Annotated in this window: 22 protein-coding genes; 12 read left to right on the top strand and 10 right to left on the bottom strand. The window is 44.8% G+C overall.

Annotated features, from left to right (window positions below):
* Positions 1-54: 54 nt before the first annotated feature.
* Positions 55-2,319, bottom strand: coding sequence for a glycoside hydrolase family 65 protein (locus IGI88_RS04725; protein ID WP_429969523.1), 2,265 nt, complete (start codon positions 2,317-2,319; stop codon positions 55-57).
* A gap of 251 nt (positions 2,320-2,570) precedes the next feature.
* Between IGI88_RS04725 and IGI88_RS04720 the strand changes: the two genes are divergently transcribed.
* Together IGI88_RS04720 and IGI88_RS04715 are read left to right on the top strand one after the other, a co-directional pair.
* Positions 2,571-4,745 carry a PTS transporter subunit IIBC gene (locus IGI88_RS04720; protein ID WP_016621940.1) on the top strand — a complete coding sequence of 725 codons (2,175 nt, stop codon included), beginning with the start codon at positions 2,571-2,573 and terminating at the stop codon, positions 4,743-4,745.
* A 93-nt stretch (positions 4,746-4,838) separates the two neighbouring features.
* On the top strand, positions 4,839-5,669 hold the full coding sequence (locus IGI88_RS04715; RefSeq protein WP_005233544.1) for an endonuclease/exonuclease/phosphatase family protein: 831 nt from the start codon (positions 4,839-4,841) through the stop codon (positions 5,667-5,669).
* A gap of 55 nt (positions 5,670-5,724) precedes the next feature.
* Here IGI88_RS04715 and IGI88_RS04710 read toward each other — a convergent pair whose 3' ends face one another.
* The 7 genes from IGI88_RS04710 to IGI88_RS04680 form a co-directional block, all read right to left on the bottom strand.
* Positions 5,725-6,165, bottom strand: a complete 441-nt coding sequence (locus IGI88_RS04710; RefSeq protein WP_016621938.1) for a hypothetical protein — start codon at positions 6,163-6,165, stop codon at positions 5,725-5,727.
* Positions 6,158-6,931, bottom strand: a complete 774-nt coding sequence (locus IGI88_RS04705; RefSeq protein ID WP_016621937.1) for a MurR/RpiR family transcriptional regulator — start codon at positions 6,929-6,931, stop codon at positions 6,158-6,160. The genes IGI88_RS04710 and IGI88_RS04705 overlap by 8 nt, the downstream gene beginning before the upstream one ends.
* 63 nt (positions 6,932-6,994) lie before the next feature.
* On the bottom strand, positions 6,995-8,326 hold the full coding sequence (locus IGI88_RS04700) for a 6-phospho-alpha-glucosidase (RefSeq protein ID WP_008379332.1): 1,332 nt from the start codon (positions 8,324-8,326) through the stop codon (positions 6,995-6,997).
* 13 nt (positions 8,327-8,339) lie between these two features.
* Entirely contained in the window at positions 8,340-9,932 is a 1,593-nt protein-coding gene (locus IGI88_RS04695) for an alpha-glucoside-specific PTS transporter subunit IIBC (protein ID WP_016621936.1), read from the bottom strand.
* A 187-nt stretch (positions 9,933-10,119) separates the two neighbouring features.
* On the bottom strand, positions 10,120-10,791 hold the full coding sequence (locus tag IGI88_RS04690) for a type 1 glutamine amidotransferase (protein WP_005233555.1): 672 nt from the start codon (positions 10,789-10,791) through the stop codon (positions 10,120-10,122).
* Positions 10,784-12,133 carry a Mur ligase family protein gene (locus tag IGI88_RS04685; RefSeq protein ID WP_042890677.1) on the bottom strand — a complete coding sequence of 450 codons (1,350 nt, stop codon included), beginning with the start codon at positions 12,131-12,133 and terminating at the stop codon, positions 10,784-10,786. The genes IGI88_RS04690 and IGI88_RS04685 overlap by 8 nt, the downstream gene beginning before the upstream one ends.
* Before the next feature lie 198 nt (positions 12,134-12,331).
* Positions 12,332-13,738, bottom strand: a complete 1,407-nt coding sequence (locus IGI88_RS04680) for a TrkH family potassium uptake protein (protein ID WP_008379338.1) — start codon at positions 13,736-13,738, stop codon at positions 12,332-12,334.
* 391 nt (positions 13,739-14,129) lie between these two features.
* On the opposite strand from IGI88_RS04680, the gene IGI88_RS04675 reads away from it, so the two are divergent.
* Positions 14,130-14,948: a Cof-type HAD-IIB family hydrolase gene (locus tag IGI88_RS04675; RefSeq protein ID WP_429960254.1), complete on the top strand. Its 819-nt coding sequence runs from the start codon at positions 14,130-14,132 to the stop codon at positions 14,946-14,948.
* A gap of 182 nt (positions 14,949-15,130) precedes the next feature.
* Positions 15,131-15,925: an HAD family hydrolase gene (locus IGI88_RS04670; RefSeq protein WP_369596900.1), complete on the top strand. Its 795-nt coding sequence runs from the start codon at positions 15,131-15,133 to the stop codon at positions 15,923-15,925.
* A gap of 152 nt (positions 15,926-16,077) precedes the next feature.
* Here the strand turns inward: IGI88_RS04670 and IGI88_RS04665 are convergent, their stop codons facing one another.
* Entirely contained in the window at positions 16,078-17,142 is a 1,065-nt protein-coding gene (locus tag IGI88_RS04665; RefSeq protein WP_005233563.1) for an iron-containing alcohol dehydrogenase family protein, read from the bottom strand.
* 162 nt (positions 17,143-17,304) lie between these two features.
* Complete coding sequence (msrA, locus tag IGI88_RS04660; protein WP_086298354.1) at positions 17,305-17,823, bottom strand: peptide-methionine (S)-S-oxide reductase MsrA; 519 nt, start codon at positions 17,821-17,823, stop codon at positions 17,305-17,307.
* 92 nt (positions 17,824-17,915) lie between these two features.
* On the opposite strand from msrA, the gene IGI88_RS04655 reads away from it, so the two are divergent.
* From IGI88_RS04655 to glyA, 8 genes are all read left to right on the top strand, one after another.
* Positions 17,916-18,437: an AAA family ATPase gene (locus IGI88_RS04655; RefSeq protein WP_005233565.1), complete on the top strand. Its 522-nt coding sequence runs from the start codon at positions 17,916-17,918 to the stop codon at positions 18,435-18,437.
* A gap of 2 nt (positions 18,438-18,439) precedes the next feature.
* The gene (locus tag IGI88_RS04650) at positions 18,440-18,865 is read left to right on the top strand and encodes a GNAT family N-acetyltransferase (RefSeq protein WP_005233566.1); all 426 of its coding nucleotides are present in this window, start codon (positions 18,440-18,442) and stop codon (positions 18,863-18,865) included.
* Positions 18,866-18,919: 54 nt separating this feature from the next.
* Positions 18,920-19,501, top strand: a complete 582-nt coding sequence (locus tag IGI88_RS04645; RefSeq protein WP_042890675.1) for a GNAT family N-acetyltransferase — start codon at positions 18,920-18,922, stop codon at positions 19,499-19,501.
* 136 nt (positions 19,502-19,637) lie between these two features.
* Positions 19,638-20,222, top strand: coding sequence for a thymidine kinase (locus IGI88_RS04640; RefSeq protein WP_005227882.1), 585 nt, complete (start codon positions 19,638-19,640; stop codon positions 20,220-20,222).
* A 3-nt stretch (positions 20,223-20,225) separates the two neighbouring features.
* A complete protein-coding gene (gene prfA, locus IGI88_RS04635) occupies positions 20,226-21,299 on the top strand; it encodes a peptide chain release factor 1 (protein ID WP_005227884.1) in 1,074 nt (357 codons plus the stop codon).
* The gene (gene prmC, locus IGI88_RS04630) at positions 21,292-22,149 is read left to right on the top strand and encodes a peptide chain release factor N(5)-glutamine methyltransferase (protein WP_016621930.1); all 858 of its coding nucleotides are present in this window, start codon (positions 21,292-21,294) and stop codon (positions 22,147-22,149) included. The genes prfA and prmC overlap by 8 nt, the downstream gene beginning before the upstream one ends.
* Before the next feature lie 176 nt (positions 22,150-22,325).
* On the top strand, positions 22,326-23,354 hold the full coding sequence (locus IGI88_RS04625; protein WP_086298302.1) for an L-threonylcarbamoyladenylate synthase: 1,029 nt from the start codon (positions 22,326-22,328) through the stop codon (positions 23,352-23,354).
* Between the two features lie 81 nt (positions 23,355-23,435).
* On the top strand, positions 23,436-24,680 hold the full coding sequence (gene glyA / locus IGI88_RS04620; RefSeq protein ID WP_005233585.1) for a serine hydroxymethyltransferase: 1,245 nt from the start codon (positions 23,436-23,438) through the stop codon (positions 24,678-24,680).
* Positions 24,681-24,871 lie beyond the last annotated feature (191 nt).

Here is a 24,871-nt window from a genome sequence, read left to right as displayed (position 1 = left end):
GAGCCAATCAAAAGAAAGAAGAAATGCAGACATTTCTTCTTTCAGAAGGCTTGTTTAGCTAATCGCTGTACTGATTTCGTCTTCTAAAACATAGTCTTTGCCATACACCTTGATTGGCAATGCCTCACCGCTGATTTTTTTCAAAGTCACCGTCGACTCATTGACGGAAACAAAGAGCAGACGTCCACGATAGTTGATGTGGAAGGCATAGCGGCTCCACGTTTTAGGTAAGAATGGCGCAAACCCTAAGTGGTCGTGATCGGTTTTCATTTGAGCAAAGCCTTGAACGATCGCTAACCAGCTGCCGGTCATAGAAGTGATGTGCAAGCCATCATCGGTATCATTGTTGTAATTGTCCAAATCAAGACGAGCAGTCCGCTCATACATTTCCAACGCTTTTTCTTCCATGCCTAATTCCGCTGCTAAAATCGCATGGATACTTGGAGAAAGGGAAGATTCATGCACTGTCATCGGCTCATAGAAATCAAAGTTCCGTTGTTTTTCTTCTTTGCTGAATTGATCGCCGAAGAAGTAGATCCCTTGCAAAACATCGGCTTGCTTGATAAAGTAAGAGCGCAAGATATGATCCCACGACCAATTTTGGTTCAACGGCAAATGTTTTGGATCAAGATCGGAAACGGGCATCAAGTCTTTGTCTAAGAAGGTATCATGCTGGACGAAGACTCCAAGCTCTTGGTCTTCTGGGAAGTACATATTGTCGATGATGTCTTGCCATTTGGCTTGCTCTTCGTCAGAGATCGTGACAGTCGCTTCGTCTTTGAAGGCTTCATAGCTGGCTAAGGTATAAGCTAAGACCCAAGTAGCCATTTTATTGGTGTACCAGTTGTTATTGATATTGTTTTCGTATTCGTTTGGTCCAGTGACGCCATGGATCATGTATTTTTGCTGACGTTTTGAATAGTGGACACGATCTGCCCAGAAACGTGAAATCGCGCTTAACACTTCTAATCCTTCTTTTTTCAGGTAACTTGTATCGCCAGTATAATTCGTATAGTTGTAGATGGCATAAGCGATGGCACCGTTTCGGTGAATTTCTTCGAAAGTGATCTCCCACTCATTGTGGCATTCGATCCCAGTGAAGGTCACCATTGGGTAAAGGGCACCTGCTAAGCCTTGTTTTTGCGCATTGATATGGGCTTGCGGCAATTGGTTGTGACGGTATTTCAACAAGTTGCGGGTCACTTCTGGTTTTGCTAATGCCAAATACAATGGGACTGCATAGGCTTCGGTATCCCAGTAAGTCGCACCGCCATATTTTTCACCAGTAAAGCCTTTCGGTCCAATGTTCAAGCGCTCGTCTTCGCCATAATAGGTTGAAAACAATTGGAACAGGTTGAAACGAATCCCTTGTTGCGCCGCAGCATCGCCTTCAATGATCACATCGGCTAAATCCCAGCGGGCTTTCCAAGCAGCGACTTGTTCTGCACGCAACGCATCATAATCTGCTTTGTATAAAGTGCCTAATTCGGTGACTTTTGCTGGATGATCATGAGCGGGAACATCACGACTCGTAACGATCAAGACTTCTTTGATCAATGAGAAGGTGTCACCGGCTGCCCCAGAAAAGGCAAAGGTATCAGCGACGCAAAGTTCGCTTTTCACGGAATCAATCGGTGTTTGGCTATGACGCATAGCAGAAGTGACAGTAAAGCGTTCAATGTCAAAATTATTTTCTACGGTCCGAGTCGTCAAGTAATGGAAGGTTTCGGTTTGGCCATGAGCCAATTCTTCCCAGAAACGTTCGTCGTAGTTGCTGTCTTCGTTATGGACGTTGTTATCTAGTTTAGAAATGACTTTGATCTCAGCGTCGCCTTCAATGATCTCAGCATCCATCTTAATGAGGGCAAGTTCACGTTTTACGATGCTCAAGAAGCGTTCAAAAGAGAATTTAACCGTTGCACCTGCTAAAGTCACAGTATAGTTGCGGCGTAAAATCCCAGTTTCCATGTCTAGTTCTAAATGGAAATCACTTGGGCTGATTTTTGCTAAGTCGACTAATTGGTCATTGATAAATAGATCCATTGCAATAAAGTTGACCGCATTGATCACTTTGCCAAAATAGTCAGGATAGCCGTTTTTCCACCAGCCAACACGGGTTTTGTCTGGGTACCAGACACCTGCGATATAGGTACCTAAGTGATGATCGCCGCTGTATTGTTCTTCAAAGTTGCCGCGCATTCCCATGTAGCCATTCCCGATGCTTGTTAGCGACTCTTGCAGTCGACGATTTTCTTTATCTAAGGTAGATGTCGCGATTTTCCATGGATCGATCTCGAACAATCGTTGGATTTTTTTCATGAAAGTCCCTCCAGAATCTTTTTGATATCTCTATCATAAGCGCAAACGATTGCATCGTCAAGTGAAAGTTGTTGCGTTTAAAGAATTTCCTATTAGGAAACATCGAGAAGGAAAGATTCAGTTAGATAAAGGCGAAAAAGCGAATAGAATACCTTTTGATATTTCTGGGTTTACAAAATCTTTTTTCTCCGTTAGAATGAAATCATTAAGAAACCGATTGCGTAAATCGATTCAGGGAAGGAAGAAGGAAGATGAAAAAATTATTGAGCTTCGAATTTTGGCAAAAATTCGGAAAAGCGCTAATGGTGGTTGTCGCTGTTATGCCAGCCGCTGGTTTGATGATCAGTATTGGGAAAACGATCCCAATGATCAATGCCGACTGGGCATTCTTGATCACCACAGGAGGCGTCATTGAAAACATTGGTTGGGCAATTATTGGTAACTTGCATTTATTATTTGCATTAGCTATTGGTGGTAGTTGGGCTAAAGAGCGAGCTGGTGGGGCATTTGCTGCCGGGATCGCCTTTATTTTGATCAATCGGATCACTGGTTCGATCTTTGGCGTGACGAGCGCGATGTTAACCGAAGAAGGCGCCTTTACCCATACGTTGTTTGGGACAAAGATCATGATCGACGGTTTCTTTACTAGTGTATTAGAAGCACCTGCTTTGAACATGGGCGTCTTTGTCGGGATCATCGCCGGTTTTGTGGGGGCAACAGCTTACAACAAATACTATAATTTCCGCAAATTACCGGATGCGCTTTCCTTCTTTAACGGCAAACGCTTCGTCCCTTTCGTGGTGATTGCCCGTTCAGTAGTCGTCGCATTAGTGTTATCAATCGTTTGGCCTTACATTCAAGCCGGTATCAACAACTTCGGTTTATGGATCGCGCAATCACAAGAAAGTGCGCCCGTTTTAGCACCTTTCTTGTTTGGAACCTTGGAGCGGCTGCTCTTACCATTCGGGCTGCATCATATGTTGACGATCCCGATCAATTACACCGAATTAGGTGGAACCTACACAATTCTTTCTGGGGCACAAGCCGGCACCCAAGTCTTTGGACAAGACCCATTATGGCTTGCTTGGGCAACAGATCTAGTGAATATGCGCAATGCTGGAGATACGTCACAATATCAATTTTTATTGGAAAACTTTGTTCCTGCCCGCTTTAAAGTTGGACAAATGATTGGTTCATCTGGGATCTTGATGGGCTTGTCTTATGCCATGTACCGCAATGTCGATGCGGACAAACGGCACAAATATACCTCTATGTATTTATCAGCTGCCATCGCTGTCTTCTTGACAGGGGTAACAGAACCGTTGGAGTTCATGTTTATGTTTGCTGCCGTACCGCTTTACATCGTTTATGCAGTCGTACAAGGGGCGGCATTTGCGATGGCGGATATCGTCAACTTACGGGTCCATTCTTTTGGGAATATCGAGTTGTTGACCCGTACCCCAATGGCGATCAATGCCGGCTTAGGACAAGATTTGATCAACTTTGTGTTAGTGACCATCGTCTTTGGTGTCGGGATGTATTTCTTGGCAAACTTCTTGATCAAAAAATTCAACTTTGCAACACCAGGTAGAAACGGCAACTATGAAACAGAAGGGGCCAGCGATGCGCCAGCAACTGCTTCGGCGGATGGCAACTTGAACCCAGATTCACAAGTCGTGAAAATCATTCATTTATTAGGTGGACGTGAAAATATCGCCGACGTTGATGCATGTATGACTCGTTTACGGGTCTCTGTGAAAAATCGAGAAGCGGTCGGCGATGAAAAAGCGTGGAAAGCCGCAGGGGCTTTAGGCTTGATCGTAAAAGACAACGGTGTGCAAGCAGTCTATGGACCGAAAGCAGATGTCTTAAAATCAGACATTCAAGATATCTTAGATTCTGGTGTCACGATTCCCGAACCGACTGCTAGTCAAGCACCAGCTGAAACCACTACCCATCAAAGCCAAGGCGTGACAGCTGAACTAGCTGCCGTTGCCACTGGAGAAGTGATGCCGATCACCTCTGTCAAAGACCAAGTGTTTGCGGAAAAAATGATGGGTGACGGTTATGGTATACGTCCAGAGCAGACGACAGTTGTCGCACCAATCAGCGGGAAAGTCACCAACATCTTCCCAACGAAACATGCGATCGGCTTGCTTTCTGATGAAGGCATCGAAGTATTGGTTCACATGGGCTTAGATACCGTTGACTTAAACGGTGCACCCTTTACGGTAGCTGTCACTGAAGGACAACAAGTGGCGGTCGGTGACAAGTTAGCGGAGATGGATCTCGCTGCAGTAAGTGCTGCTGGCAAAGACACCACCATCGTTGTAGTGTTGACCAACAGCGATCAAATCGATTCCTTTGAATTGACCCAAATCGGCAAGCAACAAGCAGCCGCAGTTGTTGGAATCGTAAAACTATAATAAAATGACAAGCGGGTCGACTCTTTTGTTGACCCGCTCTCTTTTATTTTTAAAAGGAATCGTACAAGCAAACCGAGAGAAGGAGCCTTATTCATGAAGGTATTAACATTGAACACCCATAGCTGGTTAGAAGAAAATCAGCTAGAAAAATGCAAAATGATCGCACAAGAGATTGCAACAGGCGACTATGACATCATCGCCTTGCAAGAAGTCAACCAAACGATCGCTGCTCAAACCATCGTTCCTGATGGGCTTTATTGCCCGACAGATACGCTGGTGGAAATCAAGGAGGACAATTTTGCTTTACGCCTAGTGGAAGAACTGCAACTGTTAGACTGTGACTACTATTGGTCATGGACCTACAGTCACGTAGGCTATGACATTTACCACGAAGGCAATGCCTTATTGTCCAAACAGCCCATCATTGCCAAAGAATATCTTGCTTCACAAGCCACGGATGTCTGGGATCATACCACGCGCAAAAACCTGAGCGGCGTGACTGAAGCCGATGGGCAGATCGTACAAGTCGTTAGCTGTCACTTTTCTTGGTGGCAAGACGGTAAATTTGCCTACGAGTGGCAACAGACAGAAGCATTTTTAGCAGAACGGGCAGATACCTTATTGATTCTAGGAGATTTCAACAACGATGCGGCCAGTTCTGGGCATCAACTGGTCCTTGACAGCTCCTTACAGCTGCAAGACAGCTTTTTAACGGCTGCTGAAACGACCGGGGAAGCCTCTGTCGTTAAAGCCATTGATGGCTGGCAAGACAATCGAGAAGCGTTGCGGATCGATTATGTTTTTGCATCAAAAGACCTGCAAGCAACGGAATATGAAGTCGTTTTTGACGGAACGCGTACTCCAATCGTCAGCGATCACTTTGGAATCAAAGTGGTTTTTGCTTCAAAAACAGATCCAAACTAACATGAGCGACAGCAAAAAGCAGTGCCAACCGGCACTGCTTTTCTTTTTGGGGAAGTTAAATCGCTGATCGAACAAGGAGGAAAAAGAATAAACTCAATAAAAGAATGAATGCTAATGCCCCATAGGTAAAACTCTTTTCGCCCCAAGTTGCGGTTTCCTCCTGACTCGAAAGACTTCTTCTTGTAAAAAAGACGAGTCCTGCGCCGATGACATTCGCTGTCAGCAACTGTTGGAAGAAGATCAGGAATAAATACTGTCCCAAAAGGCCTTTTTTACTCATGGAAAACCGTTGAATAAAGTACAGGCAAGCCCCTTGCAGCAAAAGGAGACTACTTAACAAGACCCCTAAAGCGGCTAACGGTTGCGAGTTGAGGTACTGGGCAAAGGTCATCCCATGGTTGAAGGCAGTCAAGGAAAGATAAAGATAGTAAGCACCGGCGATCAAAAGCCAATAACTCAGTAAAATCAATGGAAACGCCCATTTTCGTTTAGTCATGGTTGCCCTCCTGTAAAGTGAATAGTCCGTAGGAACGGATCAAATAATCAATCAAGCAGCTCAGTCCGATCAAAGACTGGCTAGGGATTTTCTTGCGACCGATTTGAAAAAAATCGCAATAATAGGTCAGGTGAAACGTTGAATGGCGAGCAAAATAATTATCTCCTGGCGCACTCAATGTCAAAACGGGAATCTGACGAATCGCAAAAGTCGTCAGATTCTCTTTGACGTTTTCTGTTTCGCCGCTGAGTGAGGCGATGATCACACAATCTTCGGCAGTGATCATCGGCATGACCATATCAAATTCCGTTTTGTTCGGCAATACGATCACTCGTTTTTCCATAGAAAGCATCATTTTGGAAAACTCCTCCAGTGCTTTCTTTTGGGAGAACCCAGTTGGGTAGCAGTAGATGGTTTTGCTGCGGTCAAACAAGCGGTTGAGGGCAGCTAAGTCTACTGTTTTTACATAGTTTAGGGTGGCGAAAATATCCTCTTGTTGCTTTTCAAAAATCGTTTTTTGCTGCGAAATCGTTGTTGCCTGTTCTTGCTGATGCCGTAGAAAATATTTGAACTCGGAATAGCCAGAAAAACCAAGTTTTTTCGTCAACCGTAAAATAGATGACTTTGAGACGTGAACCTGCTCGGATAGCTCGACGATCCCCATAGATAGAACGGTATCGCCGTGGGAAAGAATATAGTTCAGAATGCCACGATCAAGTTCACTTAACTCTGCTTGGTGCTGTTGAATCAAATACTGTAATTTCACAAAAACCCCTCCTTATTGATTAAGTATAGCTGAAAAGCCAGGAGGGGAGGCGAAGAACGCTGGCTAGTGTAATTCTGGCCAAAAGGCTTGATTTGCTTCGATCAATTCATCGAGTAATTCTTTGGCTACACGGGCATTTGGGACCACTTTTGAAAGAATCAGTGCTTGCCACAGCTTCTGGTAAGAACCCTCTGCCCAAGCTTCCACGACTAATTTTTCTACGGCGACTTGTTGTTCCATCAATCCTTTTTGGAAGCGAGGGATCTTGCCTTGTGTGATTGGTTCTGCCCCGTTACTGCCGACGATACAAGGCACTTCCACCATTGCCTGTTCATCAAAGTTGACGATCGCTCCTTCGTTAGGCACGATCAACAGCATTCGTTCTTGCGTGTTATAAGCAATCGCTCGTGCAAGGTCAACAATGTAGCTGGCGTGTTCATCCACTTCAAGCGTGGTGTCAGTCGCTGTCTGGTTCTCTACGATGCGTTGGCATTCACCAAAGACGTGTTTTTCGCGGCCAGCCATGACTTCATTTGCCCGTGTAAAAGATGGGTTGGTGTGCGCCACTTCATCTTGAGGGAAAAAGTAATACTTCAAGTAGGTATTTGGCAAAGTGGATGGATCAACCTCGTACACTTCTTTTGCTTTGGCAAAGGTGTGCATCCAGCTGGCATCAGCATGTTGGCTCGCTTCGATTTCTTCTGGCAATGAATAGCCGTATTTTGCTACATGCGCTTGGATCTGCGGCAGCAAGTCATTGCCAGCTTTGTCTCGTATATCTGTCCACCAGCCAAAATGATTCAAGCCATAATAGCGAACGACCAATTCTTTGCGAGAAGCTAAACCGATCGCTTGCGCCATCCGTTCTTCGATTCCCACTGGCATATCACAAATATTAATGATCTTAGCATCAGGGCGCAATTTACGAGTCGCTTCTGCGACGATCGCTGCAGGATTGGAATAATTCAACATCCACGCATCAGGGGAATATTTTTCCATATAATCGACTAACTCCAATACACCGCCGATAGAACGCATCCCATAAGCGATCCCGCCAGGACCACAAGTTTCTTGGCCGACCACACCATATTTCAAAGGGATTTTTTCATCCTTTTCGCGCATCGCATACAAGCCAACTCGGATATGCGCCATCACAAAATCGACATCCTGAAACGCGGTTTCGGGATCAGTGGTTGCTAAAAAGCTGATTTCGGGTGCGCGTTCTTTCAATAAAATCTCGCAAGCTTGTGCCACTTTTTCTTGTCGTTCTTCCAAATTGTCGTAAAACTTGATTTGGCGAATCGGGAAACGATCCAAGTGTTCTAAAAGCATCAAGACGATTCCAGGGGTAAAGGTACTGCCGCCTCCAGCGATCACGATTGAAAATTTTTTCATTTTTGTTTCCTCCTTAGTCTGATACAGCTAATAATTTTTCGAATTGTTCTCTCACTTGTGGCACATCCAGACCAACGATCACTTGGAAGGCGTTGCCGTTGCGAACAACACCATGGGCACCAGCACTTTTAAAGATGTCATCTGGCAGCACTTGGTCTTGATCTTTAACGGTGATTCTTAGGCGAGTAGCACAATTAGTGACTTTATCAATGTTGTCGCGACCGCCAAACCCTTCTAAGTAGACTGCGGCTTGTTCGGTGTAGCGATTGGCACCAGCAATCACTGGAGTTCCAGTGTTGGCTTGTTTTTCTTTGTAATCTTTTTTGGTGTATAGTTTGACTTCGCTATTGTTTTCTTCCCGTCCTGGTGTGGCTAACTTAAATTTGAGGATCAAGAAGCGGAAAACAAGGAAATAAAGCGCAGTAAAGGCTAACCCAATCACCAACTGCGTGAAGATCATACTGCGATGATTTTGAAATAGCGGAATCCAGACCTTCGCTAACAGATCGATCAAGCCGCCCCCCATATCTCCAACGACCCCGAAGGCAAACATCGTTGCCGCCATGGTCGCTGCTAAAACAGCGTGCACCGCAAAGAGGGGTGGTGAGATAAAGAGGAAGGTAAATTCCAATGGCTCAGTGATACCAGCTAAAACGGCAGTTAAAGTGGCAGGGATCAAAATCGCTAAGACTTTCTTTTTATTCTCAGGCTTGGCTGTGAAATAAAAAGCAGCAGCGATCCCCGGTGCAGCAAAGATCTTAGAATTGCCATGTAAAGCAAAGCCCCCTTCAGGGAAAAGCTCTTTCAATGGTCTGGTGGATTGGGCAAATTCTTGTAAATGTGCCATCCAGTATTTGGAGATTCCTTCTTCGACGACAGCAGGACCAAAAACAAAGGGGGTATACACGAAATGATGGAGACCTGTGGGGATCAATATTCGCTCTAAGAAAGTATAGAGCCAGACCCCAAAGACCCCAGCACTTGCTAGAAACCCTTGCATGGACCCAATGCCAGCTTGGACTTTCGGCCAAATCAATGCAATCAAGAAAGCGACTGGCAACATCAAAAAGAATCCAAGGATCACGACAAAGGAAGAGCCTTGGAAGATTCCGAGAAAATCAGGCAGCTTCGTATCGAAAAACTTGTTGTGAAGATAGACGACGATCGCCGAAATAAAAATTGCTCCGATAATACCAGTATCTAATGTTTTGATGCCGGCGATCATTTTCAAGCCACTCTCACCGCCGGGATCAGCTGCAAAGTTGACACCGAAGAAGTGACCAAAGTATTCGATCATGCCAGAAATAAAATAATTACAAGTAATATAGACGACAAAGGCTTCCATTGCCGCTCGCGCATTGGCTTTTTTTGCGAGACCGATCGGTAATCCAATAACAAATAGTAATTCCATTTGGTTGAAGACCGTCCATGCACCGTTTTCAATAATCGTCCAAATGTTGAACCAAGTAGAGCCTTCAGTGGCGATGCTCCCCACAAGCATCGGATTTTTAAAGATAATACACAGCGCGACCATGATCCCCGAAAATGAAAACAAGAGGACCGGGGTAAACATCGCACCGCCAAACCGCTGAACTTTTTCCATCATAATTTCTTAACATCTCCTTTCAATTTTTACTACAACCTCAGTATAGAAAAGAAAGATAGCGGTTACAATAAAGCGAGGTGGCATAGGAACGTAGAAGCAAACAAAGAGAAAAGGTAGCAACTGCGGGGAAATTTCCCATAAAAAAACAAACCTGCGAAAAACAGGTTTGTTTGCTAAGTACGTGTATTTAAATTTCGACGTTGCCATAACGATTGGCAAGGGCGGTGCGGATCAAGCGCTCTGCCAAATGCTCATTTCTTGCGAGAAGCGGTCCGTGGAAGTAAGAGCCGAACACATTGCGGTAAACCACGCCTTCGGTTTGGTCTTCGCCATTGTTTCCTTGTCCTTGGATGACTTTCCCCAATGGTTTTTCCCCTTTACCTAAGAAAGTACGGCCATTATGGTTTTCAAAGCCATAATAGGTCTCATCGAATTCTTCATTGTGGATCACGATGTCACCGATGAAACGGTTGTTTTCTTGGCTTAAGGTGTAATGATCCAAGGCACCGATCCCCTTGATTTTCTCGCCGTTGGCACCGATGTAGTAATGACCCAGCAATTGATAGCCGCCGCAAATTGCCAGCATCACGCCATCATTTTCGATATAGCTGGTCAGGGCTTCTTTTTTTGATTGGATATCTTGTGAAACGATCACTTGTTCAAAATCTTGTCCGCCACCGAAGAAGACGAGATCATATTTTTCAGGATCGAAGGGCTCGTGAATGCTGACGACTTCTGCGTTGAAGGTCACGCCTAGTTTTTCGGCCACGTAGCGCAACATCAAGAGATTGCCGTTATCGCCGTAAGTATTCAAAAGATTTCCATACAAGTGGGCAACATTCAGTTGATACTTAGTCACGACTCATTCCTCCTTTGATATAGCCTTTTTCCGCAAGCTTTTTGCGTAGCTGCAGGACTGCAGTGTAAGTCGCTAAAATATAGACTTTTTCTGTTGGTAAGTCTGCAATTTGCTTGATGACGTCATCAAGTTCAGGGGTTTCAATGATTTTCTCTTCAGGGATCCCCGCAACTTTTAACCGCAACGCCATATCTTTGTGACGATCACCACCAGCGACCACTTGAGGAATCCCCATATCGGCAAACGCTTCATGGTCGCCATCCCAAATCCAGCTGACGTCGATCCCATCTGCGTAGTTGGCATTCAACAAGCTGACTAGTGAGAAAGGATAGGGCGACAGGCTGATCATATCGATGACTTGGTTCAAACCAACAGGGTTTTTAACTAAAACTAACGTACATTCTTTGTCCCCGATGCGGATCACTTCTTGGCGGCCAAAGACTTTTTCGTCATAGGCCAAACCAGATTTGATTTTTGCAGGTGCTACGCCATAATATTCCGCAACCGCAGTTGCCGCCAGCGCATTGTAGACATTGTACATCCCACCAACTTCGATGCGATAGTCATTGCCATCGATCACAAAAGCAGCAGAGGTGTTGTCCATTGCAGTCATTTCCGTCAGTTTATAATCCAATTCTGGTCGATGGAAGCCGCAATTTGGGCAGTAGTATTTCCCAAGATTGGCATAGGTGATCATTTTATAATGCAAAATGTGATGACACTCAGGACACAACACGCCATCCGTATTGTAATGGGCCATCTGCTCTTCATCTGGCAAATGATCAAATCCATAGTATTTCCGCGGATTGACAGTTGCCACCGAATTGAACAGTGGCGAATCCCCATTGCAGAGGATCGTTGCTTCCGGTGAGTTTGCGGCACCTTCAACGATCATTTTATAGGTCGTATAGATCTCGCCATAACGGTCCATTTGATCGCGGAAAATATTGGTGAAAACGAACAATTCCGGTTTGATGTACTTCGTTACTTTGCTGAGACTGGCTTCATCGATTTCTAAAACCGCAAATTTTTTGCCTTTTTTAGGGCGTGCCGATAGAAAGGTTGAAACGATCCCTTGGACCATATTGGCGCCGGTGGGGTTCGTTAATACTTCATCAAATTCTTGGCGCAAAATATTGACAGTCAAGGCAGTCGTCAATGTTTTGCCGTTGGTGCCTGTGATCACGACGACTTGGTAATCTTTCGCCAAATGATCTAATATATGTGGATCAACTTTTAATGCTAATTTACCAGGCAGGCTTGAGCCACCTTTGAAAAAGTTCTTTAATACCCATTGAGAGGTCTTACCGACTGAAACAGCCAGATGACTTCGTATTCCCATAATGTAACCCTCCATTAGAGCGAATGCTTTCGTTGTGCAAATTCAATTTATCATACCATATACCAAGAAAAAGGTTAAATTGCTTTTGCGATTCTTTAAATTTCTACAAAGACCATTCTGATAAATGGCTCTTTTACTTGCGATGATCAAAGGCTTGAAAAGCAAAACAGCAAACCTTCTGCCAGGTTTGCTGCTGCTTTAACCGATAATGATTTTTTCCGTTGGGTACTCGTAGCCTAAGTCACGTGTTTCTTTTGGTACGAATAACATCAAGGTGTACAGCATACCGACACGGCCGATAAACATCAAAAGAGCAATCACGAGTTTGCCGATGGTTGATAAATCGCCCGTGATTCCTAAAGAAAGCCCTGTGGTTCCAAAGGCCGAGGAAACTTCAACAATGATGGCGATCAAAGGGATATCCTCGATGGCGGTCAAGAATAAGACACAAAAGAAGCACATGCCCATCGAAAGCATGAAGACCACCACTGATTTACGGACGTCATCTTGATCGATCCGGCGACCGAAGATATTGATATTGTCCTCACTTTTCAAGAAGGCATAGAGGTACAGCCCAATGATGGCAATGGTCGTCGTCCGAATCCCCCCACCAACAGAGCTGGGACTACAACCAATAAACATCAGCAAGGAGAAAACGATCAACGTCGTGGTTTGGAAGTTGCCTAAGTCATGGATCTGCAGGCCAGCATTCCGCGTTGTCATGGAATAAAACATGCTGTTCATCCACATACCACTAAAGCTGTAATCTTTGAATAAATAATCTTTCTCAAGGAAAAAGATCGCTAATGTACCGCCGACAAAGAGGATCACGAAAGCCAAAACAGCAATTTTTGTGAATAAAGAAAAGCGAAACGGCAAGCGGCGGCGTTGTTTTTTCATTTTAAAAAGGACCCATTCCCGAAAGTCCATGATCACTGGAAATCCGATCCCCCCGATAAAAATCAAAATCATGATACACGTCAGGAAGAAATAATCATGGGAAAACGGCAAGATGGAATTGCCCGTCACATCAAACCCTGAGTTGGTCACAGCAGAGATCGCTTGATAAAACCCATAAAAGATCGCGTCACGCCAATTGTCATAATACCCGTAAAGATGAAAATAAACAGCGAAGATCGTACCTGCTACCAACTGACAAACTAAAATGATGGTAAACGTCGTTCGAATCATCCGAACGATCCCGCTAAGCTTTGGCTGGTTCATATCTGTCATGATCAATTGGCGTTGCTTTAAACTGATTTTGCGCCGTGAAACGATCGCAAAAAAGGTCGAGATCATCATGATCCCTAAACCACCAACTTGAAAGAGGACTTCCAATAAAATGACCCCGCGGTCGTTAAATACGTCATTGATCGGGAAGGTAGTCAACCCTGTGACACTGACCGTGCTGACCGCCATAAAGAACAGATCGATAAACGCGACATGAGAGCCCGGTTCCCGAAAGAAGGGAAGTGAAAAAAGCCCCAAAGAGACCACCGTCATCACGATATAATAAAAAACAATCACTTGGATTGAAGATACATTCTGGGAAATAAACGTCTTGCTCCTGCGCTGCGTCAAGCGAGCAAAGCGGGTAAAGTTCATAACAAAAACCCCTCACTAATTAAACTATCCCCAGTATACCAAAGAACCAAGTAGATTTGAAAGAAAGCAGGATAGAATTTATGTGGGGCAGAAATTGCGCAAGGAAACGTTTCTGGAGTGATTCTTTTCATTCGGGCAAAGGAGCCGCCAATCAATCCTTGTGTTTGGCAGCGATGGTCTGCCTTTGAATGATCTTCAATCATTGTAAGGATTTTTGAAAAGGTAGGCACGATTGAATGGTGTAAAGCAGTAGTCTCTTTTTTGAGAGGCACTATCCCTTCAATCGATTTTTTAGCAAGAAAAAGGATGCGGAAGTTGTATATACATGTTAAAATAATAATGTGAGGAAAACGCTTTCTTTAATAAAGAAAGCCAGAATGGAGAGAAGTAGATGAATGCCAACCCTTATGATATCAAGTTAGTAGCTGTCGATATGGATGGAACCTTTATGCGCACGGATTATACGTATGATGTTCCCCGCTTCAAGGTCGTGTTGGCCCGCATGAAAGCAGTCGGCTGTCAGTTTGTCGTTGCCAGCGGCAATCAGTATTACCAGTTGCGGGCTCAATTTCCCGGCTATGATCACGAGCTGAGTTTTGTTGCAGAAAACGGAGCACTTGTCAAAGACAAAGAAACAGTGCTTTTTGCAGCGGACATTCCCCGAGAAACGGTTTTCGCAACCTTAGATTTATGTAAAAAATACTCCGAAGTTAAAAATGTAATGTGTGGGCTCAATAGTGCTTATTGTGAACGGGGAACGGTCAGTGATGCTTTTTTTGAATTAACAAATAAGTATTGCCACAAATTGCAATGGGTCGATGACTTTGCCCAAGTAGAGGACACGATCCTGAAATTTGCCCCAACCGTTCCTGTCGAAAAAACGGCCTATTATTCGGAACTATTTCAAAAAGAACTAGCTGGTTTGCTAGTGCCAACAGGCAGTGGGCATGGTTCCGTGGATCTGATCGTGCCTAACTGCCACAAAGCATCAGGATTGGCACGCTTGGTAGAGCGATGGGGGATCACTCCTGAGCAATGTGTCGCTTTTGGCGATGGCGGCAATGATTTGGAAATGTTAGCCTATTGCCAGAGAGGCTATGCGATGGACAATGCGCCAGAAAACGTCAAAGCCGTTGCCACCGCTGTCTGTCCCTCAAATGATGAGGATGGAGTATTAGTCACATTGGATCAGCTGTTCCCGATAGTCTAGGCGTTCTTTAAGATTCTTAAAAATAGGTAAGTATTCCGATCAATTTTCACGATTTCAGAAGAAAACGCTGGCAATTTATGAGAAGATAAAAGAAATAAAAGATAACAGCGACGATCCGCACGGAACAATAGAGAGAAAAGCGCATCAATTTTTTGAAAATCGAGACGGAAATGGGGAAGATCATGAAGAACGTGAAAATTATTTTTTTTGATGTTGATGGCACACTGATCGACATGAACAAAAAGCAAATCTCTGAAAGAATGTTAGCCACATTAAAAACCTTGAAGAAGCAAGGGATCCTGTTGTGCATTGCGACTGGCAGAAGTCCCATCGCGTTGCCGCAATTTGAAGGCGTGACCTTCGATGCGTTTTTGACCTTTAACGGATCGTATTGTTTTAATCAAGCCGAGGGGATCCACCAAAACCCTATTCCTAAAAAAGATGTTCAGCAAATCATAGAAAATGCGACGGCGCTCAAGCGTCCAGTAGCAATCGCAACGAAGGATCGTACCGTTGCCAATGGCAAAGATGCTGATTTAGTTGAGTATTTTTCCTTTGCTCATCAAGAAGTGATCGTGGCAGAAGATTTTGAAGAGTTGATCCAACAGCAAGACATTTTCCAAGTGATGTTAGGTTCAGGGAAAGAAGACTACGCCAAAGTGATGGCAAATACTACAGAGGCGAAAATCACCGCCTGGTGGGATCGGGCAGTCGATATTATTCCAGCCAGCAGCGGGAAAGGAAGCGGCATTGCCAAAATGCTGGCTTACTATGGCTTGGATAAATCCGAAGCCATTGCCTTTGGGGATGGCAACAATGACATTGAGATGCTGGAGGCAGTTGGTCGGGGTCTAGCAATGGCCAATGCTTCGGATGAGTTAAAAGCGATCGCTGACGAAGTGATTGGTCACGTAGCCGAGGAAGGTATTTATCAATACTGCTTAGAAAACGGGTTGCTGGGTGAAGCCGTGCAGTGATGGGCAATGCGTCAGTTGCTGTTGCCCGCTAAGAACATGCGCAGCCAGGATTGCTACTGCGTGTCAGTTTGATCAAATAAAAAAACTGTTTCCGAAATGCATTAGGGAAACAGTTTTTTATTGATATAAAGTTGTTTAGCAATTTGTACGGTTTACAGCGCCTCTACTGCTTCGATCGCCTGATAGACTTTTTCGGGTGTGATCGCAGGATCAATCAAAATAAAGGTTTCTTCTTCCTTGACAGCATAGGTCAGAACCGAGGCGAAGTAATCCCGATCAAGGCGTGTCACGTGGAGATCCTTCAGCTTCATCGGCAAGTGCAAAGCTTCGTAAAACGGCCGTAATTCTTCAATCACATCAAAATCATTGGTATAGGCAAGCTGGACCCAAATGCAGTAGGCGACTTTATTGCCGTGCAAGACACTATGGGTCTCATTCAAATAAGACAAGCCGTCATGCAGCGCATGCGCACCGGACGTGCGGCCAAACTCTACTGCAAAACCGCCAACTTCGCCTGCCAAAGCAATGATCGCGTCGGTGATGCGGGCAAAGGCGGGTGTCAGCTGCCCAGCTTCTAGGTCTTTGACAGCTTGGATCGCATCGGCAATCAGCAAGTTTTTGATCAAAAGAGCGCTTTGGAAACCTAGCCGTACTAAGGCAGTCTTGTCGTCTTCTGCCATGTTGCGGACGATGGCTTCCATTTCATAATATTTGGCTAAGGTATCAGCGATCCCTGCGATAAAGTAATCAACAGGTGTGGCTAGTAAAAAACGGGTGTCGACGATCGTCATGTAGGCACCTTTTTTGGCATAGTCGATTTTACAAATCGTATGATCGGGGTAATAGGCGACGATCACCGGGGTAAAGGGCGCACAGTTGGAAACCAATGTAGGGATCACGATCAGCTCTGCGCCAAGGGTTTGGGCGGTGATTTTTGCTGTATCAGCGACCTTGCCGCCGCCGATTGCCACCACGGCATCTGCTTGCTGGATCGCTTCAGCTAAGGTTTGCGCATTTTCATAACTCGATGATCCATCGTAGCGGTAGATCGGGTAGTCAAATGAATGAGGGTAATAGTTCGAAAACACATCGAATGACTGCTCCCCAGTAATTACTGCTACCTCTTGGAACTCTCGTAAATACTCCGGCAAATCAGTTAAGACCCCATCGCCCGTAATATAACGGTTTGGACCTGGACGGACTTCATTAGCTAACATCAAACAAACACTCCTTTATAATCGTCAGAATTTTCTAATCAGTGTAGCGCGAAAATGCCCTGACTGTCAATTTCCTTTTTGGGAAAAAACAGAAAACAGCCGATCTGCTGACGAGGCAGATCGGCTGTTAGTGATGAATTGTAAGGAACGTTCTCCAAAATGTTAAGCCCAGTTTTGGCGAATAAAGCCGGCTCGACCGGAGCCTTCGCTATAAGCATTGTAATGGGCTGCATTTTTTTTGTAAAAATCTTGATGATAATCTTCTGCAGGATAAAAAGGTTCTGCTGGTTCGATCTTCGTTACGATCGGACGGTCAAAGCGGCCGCTAGCTTGCAACTGCGCCTTTGATTTTTCCGCAATCGCTTTTTGTTCTTCACTATTGTAAAAAATCACTGGACGATAGGAATCACCACGGTCGGCAAACTGACCAAACGCATCCGTGGGGTCTGTCTGCTGCCAATAGATGGCAACTAATTCTTCATAAGAGATGACTTCAGGATCAAAGGTGATTTCAACTGCTTCGGTGTGACCGGTGGTACCTGTCGTTACTTGTTGGTAGGTTGGGTTAGGGACATGGCCGCCAGTAAAGCCCGAAACCACTTTGAGGATGCCTGGCTGTGAATCAAAAGGATTCACCATGCACCAAAAACAACCACCAGCAAAAATTGCCGTATCTTTCATAGGTATTCCTCCTTTGCTTCTATGGTATGCTTCTAGTAGAGAAAAACAAGAGATATGCTTAGATAACTTACTAACGAAGAAAGGAACCGCCCATGGAAAGCATGTTAATTTTACTACGGGGGAATTCTGGCAGCGGAAAAACCACTATTGCCAAAGCTGTTCAGCACGTTTTTGGGGAAGAGGCAGTGCTGATTTCACAAGATGTTTTTCGGCGAGAAATTTTTTGTGTCAAAGATACCCCTAATAATTTAGCCAGCGGTTTGATGAAAGAAGCTGTCCTATATGCGAAGGGGAAAGTGCCGATGATACTTGTTGAGGGGATTTATTCTCGTGAAAAATACCAAGACTTTCTCGACTTTCTAATGAAACTCTTTCCCCAAAAAAAGCTAGTTTATTATTTTGATCTTTCTTTCGAGGAAACGGTCAAAAGACATCAGACCCGAATGCAGCGAGACTATTTATCCGAGGAAGCGATGCGTAAATGGTGGCTTGAGCGAGACTTGCTTTTCCCAAAAGGATCTTCAGAGGAAAGACTGATCAAAGAAGGCCTAACGATAGCAGAAACGGTCGATCAGATCATCGCAGATTATCAAGAAACAAGAAGGAGTGATTGAATATGGCGCGAATCATTGAACAAGGAACAGACCAAGAATTGGCTGCGTTAGAAACAGCATTAACAGCATACACAAAGCATCAAAAACCATTTACACAAACAGAGACCTATCAGAACTTTAGCAGTGTAATCAAAAAAGAGGGTGTGGTGATTGCTGGTGGCATTGCCTACGCCTCGATGTATCATATCGGCTATCTTGACACCCTGTGGGTCAAAGCATCCGAGCGGGGAAAAGGGTATGGCAAGCAGATTCTTACGGATCTTGAACAGCAGTTGAAAGCATTTGGCTGTGAAAATTGCCAGACGGCGACTTTTGATTTCCAAGCACCAGATTTTTATCAGCGAGTGGGCTATGAAGAAATCGGGAGAATCGCCCATACGCAAAATCAGCTAACAGAAATTTTTCTAGTAAAGAAATTACGTGATTGAATCCCAAAGAAACCGTTGAACAAGGACGAAACCAATGAAAGAGAGGCACAACCAATGTTAGATAAATCAATTCCATATGCAGAAATCTGGATGAAGCGAGCACACAAAAGCACACCGATCCAGCCCATTCAATCCGATAACTATTCGCTACGCAGCTACCAAGCAGGAGACGAAAGGCACTGGGCACGGATCGAAACATCCGTCGGAGAGTTTGACAATGAGGAAGAGGCATTGGCGTATTTTGAAAAAGAATTTATGCCCGAGCAAGCACAGCTAGGACAGCGAATGTTTTTTGCCATTGATCAAACAGGTACACCGGTCGGCACGGCTACCGCTTGGAAAAAAGCCAAGCAAGACGGTACACCGGTTCCGCTAGTCCATTGGGTAGCAGTAATGCCGCAAGCTCAACGTCAAGGGATCGCTCGCGGCTTGGTCACGCAAGTCGTTTCTGTCTTAGAGGCAGCCAACGAGCCGATGTATCTTCATACGCAAACGTGGAGCCACGCAGCAATCAAGCTCTACCAGCAGCTCGGTTTTGTGATCATTGCAACGGATATCAATGGGAATGAAAATCCAGAATATCCACTGGCTTGTCAAGTATTGGCAGAAGTGGCCAGAAAAGCCAGAAATGATTAAGAAGTACCGGCAGCAAAAAATCCGTTAACTTTTCGTAAAACTCTTGCGTAAAAGGCGGCGTGTGTCGAATTTAAGTCTGTAAAAATTCTCCTTTTTCAAGTATAATACCAAAGGAGTATGAGGAAGGATGGGCGAGATGGCACAGCTTTTTTTTAAATATGGCGCAATGAATAGTGGGAAAACGATCGAGATACTGAAAGTTGCTCACAACTATGAAGAACAAGACAAACCAGTCGTGATCATGACAAGTGGATTGGACACGAGAAGCGGCGTGGGAAATGTTTCGAGTCGCATCGGCTTAGAGCGAGACGCGATCCCGATTTTTGATGAAACGGATCTATTTCATTTGATCAAAGACCTCGGTTATAAACCTTATTGTATTTTGATCGACGAAGCACAGTTCCTAAAGAAGCATCACGTGCTGGCTTTCACCAAAATCGTGGATGAGTTAGGTATTCCTGTAATGGCCTTTGGCTTGAAAAATGATTTCCGCAATGAATTATTTGAAGGCTCAAAATACTTGCTGCTTTACGCAGATAAAATCGAAGAGATGAAAACCATCTGCTGGTTCTGTCATAAAAAAGCAACCATGAACTTGCACTATATCGACGGAAAACCCGTTTACGAGGGCGATCAAGTACAAATCGGCGGCAATGAAGCGTATTATCCAGTTTGCCGCAAGCATTACTTTCACCCGGGAATGAAAAAAGAAGGAGAATAATCAATGTACGATCAGTTACAAGCAATCGAAGACCGTTACGAAGAATTAGGCGAATTACTAAGTGATCCAGCCGTGATCTCTGACACCAAACGCTTCATGCAGCTTTCAAAAGAAGAAGCCAATACACGGGAAACGGTGGAAGTCTACCGCCGTTACAAAGAAGTCGTTGAAGGAATCAAGGACACTGAAGAAATGCTTGGGGAAAACCTAGATGCAGAAATGGCTGAGATGGCCAAAGAAGAACTCTCTGACTTGAAAAAAGAAAAAGACGTTTTAGAAGAACGCATCAAGATTTTGTTGTTGCCAAAAGACCCGAATGATGACAAAAACATCATCATGGAGATCCGTGGTGCAGCAGGCGGCGACGAAGCAGCCTTATTTGCTGGCGATCTTTTCAATATGTATCAAAAATATGCGGAAAACCAAGGCTGGAAAGTCGAAGTCATGGATGCCAACGTCACTGGGATCGGCGGCTACAAAGAAGTCATCATGATGATCACTGGCGACAACGTCTTTTCAAAATTGAAATATGAGAGCGGCGCCCACCGAGTGCAAAGGGTACCGTCTACCGAATCACAAGGCCGAATCCATACGTCTACGGCAACGGTCGTGGTTATGCCTGAAGCAGAAGAAGTCGAAATCGATATCGCAGACAAAGATATTCGTACCGATATTTACCATGCCTCTGGTGCCGGTGGTCAGCACGTTAACAAAACAGCTTCTGCTGTTCGTTTGACTCACTTGCCAACAGGGATCGCTGTTGCGATGCAAGATGAGCGTTCACAGCTGAAAAACCGTGAGAAAGCGATGAAAGTCTTGCGGGCACGGGTCTATGACCAAATGCAGCAAGAAGCACAAAGCGAATACGATGCAAACCGTAAATCAGCAGTGGGTACCGGCGATCGTTCTGAACGGATCCGGACCTATAACTTCCCGCAAAACCGCGTAACAGATCACCGTATCGGGTTGACTATTCAAAAATTGGATCAAATTTTAGCTGGAAAACTCGATGAAATTGTTGATGCACTGATCGTTTACGATCAAACATCAAAATTAGATGAGATGCAAAATGGCTAAAACCTATCGAGAAGTCCTTTCACGGGCTTCTTCTTTTTTAGAAACGAAAGGACTGGACGGGTATGCGATCCAATACCTGTTTTTACAGCGAAAAAACTGGCAGCAACTCGATTGGCTGCTGCAGATGGACCAACCCATCCTAAGGGAAGATGAGGCACAGATCGCAGCAGATCTTGAACAGTTGCTACAGCATGAACCCCCGCAATATTTATTGGGGTATGAAGAATTTTATGGTCATCGCTTAAAAGTGACCCCTGCAACCTTGATCCCGCGTCCAGAAACCGAAGAGCTGGTGGAAAACTGTCTGGCAAAACTACCAGCAGATCAGCCGCTACGAGTCGTTGACATTGGCACGGGTACAGGAGCGATCGCCATTGCCTTAAAATTGGCACGTCCCCAGTGGTCGGTAAGTGCCGTGGATCTTTCAGCAGAGGCGTTAGCCGTTGCTAAAGAAAATGCGACAGCCTTAGGTGCAGAGATCCGCTTTTTCCAAGGAGATACCTTGGAGCCTGTGGCAGATCAGCAATGGGATCTGATCGTTTCCAACCCGCCGTATATCAGCGCTGAAGAGTGGCCGCTGATGGATATCAGTGTACGGGAAAAAGAGCCTAAAATGGCGCTTTTTGCTCAAGAACAAGGATTGGCGATCTATAAGCAATTAGCACAGCAAGCACCGAAGTGTTTGGCACCAAGTGGGCAAATGGCGCTGGAAATCGGCTTCCAGCAAGGACAAGCTGTTCAACAGCTTTTTGCAGCCGCTTTTTCCAACAAAGAAGTTACCGTAGTAAAAGATCTTGCGGGTCAAGATCGGATGGTGTTCGTCAGTCATCCACAAGATGTGGATAAATAATTTTTTTTTGCTACAGAAAAAGTGCAAAAACCTTATGAAATGAACAATTTGGGAATAAATGGAGTTATAAACAAGGTTATCCACACTTGACAAACGACTTATCCACAAAATGTGGATAAGAAACGAGAAAATGTTGATAAGTGTGGAAACTTCTCAAAAAAGGATGTGGATAAATTGTGGAAACAAAAATTTTTGATCAATCACAGTTAAACGAAGCAGCAGCTATCTTAGCTGAGGGGGGATTAGTGGCGTTCCCGACGGAAACTGTCTATGGACTAGGGGCTAGCGCGCTTTTGCCAAAAGCTGTTGCGCAAGTGTATCAAGTCAAAGGACGACCTAGTGACAACCCTTTGATCGTTCATATTGCCGAGCCAGAGCAGTTGGAACCGTTTGTGGATAACAAGCATCCTTTTGCTGATAAATTGATGGAAACTTTCTGGCCTGGGCCCCTAACCTTGATCTTTTCGATCAAAAAAGACAGCTTACCTAGCATCGTTACTGGCGGCTTATCCACAGCGGCGTTTCGGATGCCCAACAACACCAAGACGTTAGCGTTGATCAAACAAGCCCAACAGCCATTGGTTGGTCCTAGCGCAAATACATCTGGTAAACCAAGCCCAACATCAGCTGCGCATGTTCAGCATGATCTGGCAGGCAAAATCGCTGGCATCTTGGACGATGGGGTGACACAGATCGGTGTCGAATCAACGGTCTTAGATTTGAGTGACCCAACGGCACCGCCGATCATCTTACGCCCTGGTGCAATCTCTAAAGAACAGCTTGAAGCAGTCTTACAAACAAAAGTCCTCGTCGATCAGCATTTAGTAACAGAAAGTGAAGCACCCAAAGCGCCAGGCATGAAATACAAGCACTATGCACCGAATACCAATGTCATGATGGTCAATGACCAAGATTGGTCGGCAGCCATGGCTTGGGCGAGAGAACAGCAGCTTAAGGTAGGTGTTTTAGCTGGACCGACGATCGCCGAGCAGGTCCGCTTCGAAGCTGCAGCCATCTATTTATTTTTTGATGACAGTGTGGAAGCTGCGACAAAAGGGCTGTTTGCGGGGTTACGGGCGTTAGATGAATCGATTGCTGAGCTAGATGTCTTATTCGCACCCACGTTTCCAGAAAGCGGCTTAGGGGCTGCTTATATGAATCGGTTGAAAAAAGCTGCAAATCAAAGTTTCTTTCAAGAAAATTAGCAAAAAACCAGAATTCATTATAGGTAGCTTATGAAGAAATGTGATACAATGCTACCATTAAGGTAAAGGGGTGTTGTAAGCATGGATTATCAAACGTTTGATCCCGAATTGTGGCAAGCGATCGAAAAAGAAACGAATCGTCAACAAAACAATTTGGAATTGATTGCGTCTGAAAATATCGTTTCAGAAGGTGTAATGGCTGCGCAAGGTAGTATTTTGACAAATAAATACGCTGAAGGTTATCCAGGTCGTCGTTACTATGGCGGCTGTGAATTTGTTGATGTGGTAGAAAACTTAGCAATTGAACGGGCGAAAAGTATTTTCGGTGCGGCATATGCCAATGTTCAACCGCATTCTGGTTCTCAAGCCAACACAGCAGCTTATTTAGCGTTGATCGAAACAGGCGATACAGTATTAGGGATGGATCTTTCCGCAGGCGGTCATTTGACCCATGGCTCACCAGTGAATTTCAGCGGCAAGACCTATAATTTTGTTAGTTATGGTGTTGATCCTGCAACAGAAGTCATTGACTACAATGTCGTTCGTATTTTGGCGCGCAAGCATCAACCGAAACTGATCGTTGCCGGTGCCAGTGCTTACTCACGTACGATCGATTTTGCGAAGTTCCGTGAAATCGCTGATGAAGTTGGCGCAAAATTGATGGTGGATATGGCGCATATCGCTGGTTTAGTAGCGGCTGGTCTTCATCCAAACCCAGTTCCTTATGCGGACATCACGACTTCTACGACCCATAAAACATTACGCGGCCCTCGAGGCGGCTTGATTTTAACAAATGATGAAGATTTAGCGAAAAAAATCAATAGTGCCGTTTTCCCTGGTATTCAAGGCGGCCCATTAGAGCACGTGATTGCAGCGAAAGCTGTTGCATTTAAAGAAGCACAAGATGCGTCGTTCAAAGAGTACTCTGAACAAGTCATTCGCAATGCGCAAGCAATGGCGAAAGTCTTCAACCAAGCACCACAAGCCCGGTTGGTCTCTGGTGCAACAGACAATCACCTATTATTGATCGATGTGCGTGGCTTTGATTTGAACGGAAAAGAAGCAGAAGCATTGCTGGATCAAGTCAATATCACCGTCAATAAAAACTCTATTCCTTTCGAATCATTAAGTCCTTTCAAAACGAGTGGGATTCGCGTGGGGACACCAGCGATCACTAGTCGTGGCTTTAAAGAAGAAGATTGTGTCGAAGTGGCGAAATTGATCGTCAAAGTTTTAGAAAAACCAAATGATGAAGCCGTCTTGGCAGAAGTAGCGACGCAAGTCAAAGAATTGACGGACAACTATCCACTTTACAAAAACAAATAAATTGGGACTGTGACAGAAGTTAAGGTCAGACAAGACGTCTCACGCGTTTTTCCTACGCTCCAGCTCCTTTGATCACCAAAAGTGAAAAAGGGGCTAGAATGAACGTAGAGGCGTGTTACATGCCGTCTTGTCTCCTTCCTTCTAACACAATCCTTTTTTTGAGGAAAAGCAGTATTGCCTGTGGCAGATGG

The sequence above is a fragment of the Enterococcus sp. AZ179 genome (genome assembly GCF_050498885.1).
In the GTDB taxonomy this organism is placed as follows: domain Bacteria; phylum Bacillota; class Bacilli; order Lactobacillales; family Enterococcaceae; genus Enterococcus_D; species Enterococcus_D entomosocium.
This window is presented reverse-complemented; position numbering and strand designations above follow the sequence as displayed.

Coding starts and splice junctions, on each gene's coding strand:
- IGI88_RS04725 (WP_429969523.1), bottom strand. CDS start 2,319: ATGAAAAAAATCCAACGATTGTTCGAGATCGATCCATGGAAAATCGCG.
- IGI88_RS04720 (WP_016621940.1), top strand. CDS start 2,571: ATGAAAAAATTATTGAGCTTCGAATTTTGGCAAAAATTCGGAAAAGCG.
- IGI88_RS04715 (WP_005233544.1), top strand. CDS start 4,839: ATGAAGGTATTAACATTGAACACCCATAGCTGGTTAGAAGAAAATCAG.
- IGI88_RS04710 (WP_016621938.1), bottom strand. CDS start 6,165: ATGACTAAACGAAAATGGGCGTTTCCATTGATTTTACTGAGTTATTGG.
- IGI88_RS04700 (WP_008379332.1), bottom strand. CDS start 8,326: ATGAAAAAATTTTCAATCGTGATCGCTGGAGGCGGCAGTACCTTTACC.
- IGI88_RS04695 (WP_016621936.1), bottom strand. CDS start 9,932: ATGATGGAAAAAGTTCAGCGGTTTGGCGGTGCGATGTTTACCCCGGTC.
- IGI88_RS04685 (WP_042890677.1), bottom strand. CDS start 12,133: ATGGGAATACGAAGTCATCTGGCTGTTTCAGTCGGTAAGACCTCTCAA.
- IGI88_RS04680 (WP_008379338.1), bottom strand. CDS start 13,738: ATGAACTTTACCCGCTTTGCTCGCTTGACGCAGCGCAGGAGCAAGACG.
- IGI88_RS04675 (WP_429960254.1), top strand. CDS start 14,130: ATGAATGCCAACCCTTATGATATCAAGTTAGTAGCTGTCGATATGGAT.
- IGI88_RS04670 (WP_369596900.1), top strand. CDS start 15,131: ATGAAGAACGTGAAAATTATTTTTTTTGATGTTGATGGCACACTGATC.
- IGI88_RS04665 (WP_005233563.1), bottom strand. CDS start 17,142: ATGTTAGCTAATGAAGTCCGTCCAGGTCCAAACCGTTATATTACGGGC.
- msrA (WP_086298354.1), bottom strand. CDS start 17,823: ATGAAAGATACGGCAATTTTTGCTGGTGGTTGTTTTTGGTGCATGGTG.
- IGI88_RS04655 (WP_005233565.1), top strand. CDS start 17,916: ATGGAAAGCATGTTAATTTTACTACGGGGGAATTCTGGCAGCGGAAAA.
- IGI88_RS04650 (WP_005233566.1), top strand. CDS start 18,440: ATGGCGCGAATCATTGAACAAGGAACAGACCAAGAATTGGCTGCGTTA.
- IGI88_RS04645 (WP_042890675.1), top strand. CDS start 18,920: ATGTTAGATAAATCAATTCCATATGCAGAAATCTGGATGAAGCGAGCA.
- IGI88_RS04640 (WP_005227882.1), top strand. CDS start 19,638: ATGGCACAGCTTTTTTTTAAATATGGCGCAATGAATAGTGGGAAAACG.
- prfA (WP_005227884.1), top strand. CDS start 20,226: ATGTACGATCAGTTACAAGCAATCGAAGACCGTTACGAAGAATTAGGC.
- prmC (WP_016621930.1), top strand. CDS start 21,292: ATGGCTAAAACCTATCGAGAAGTCCTTTCACGGGCTTCTTCTTTTTTA.
- glyA (WP_005233585.1), top strand. CDS start 23,436: ATGGATTATCAAACGTTTGATCCCGAATTGTGGCAAGCGATCGAAAAA.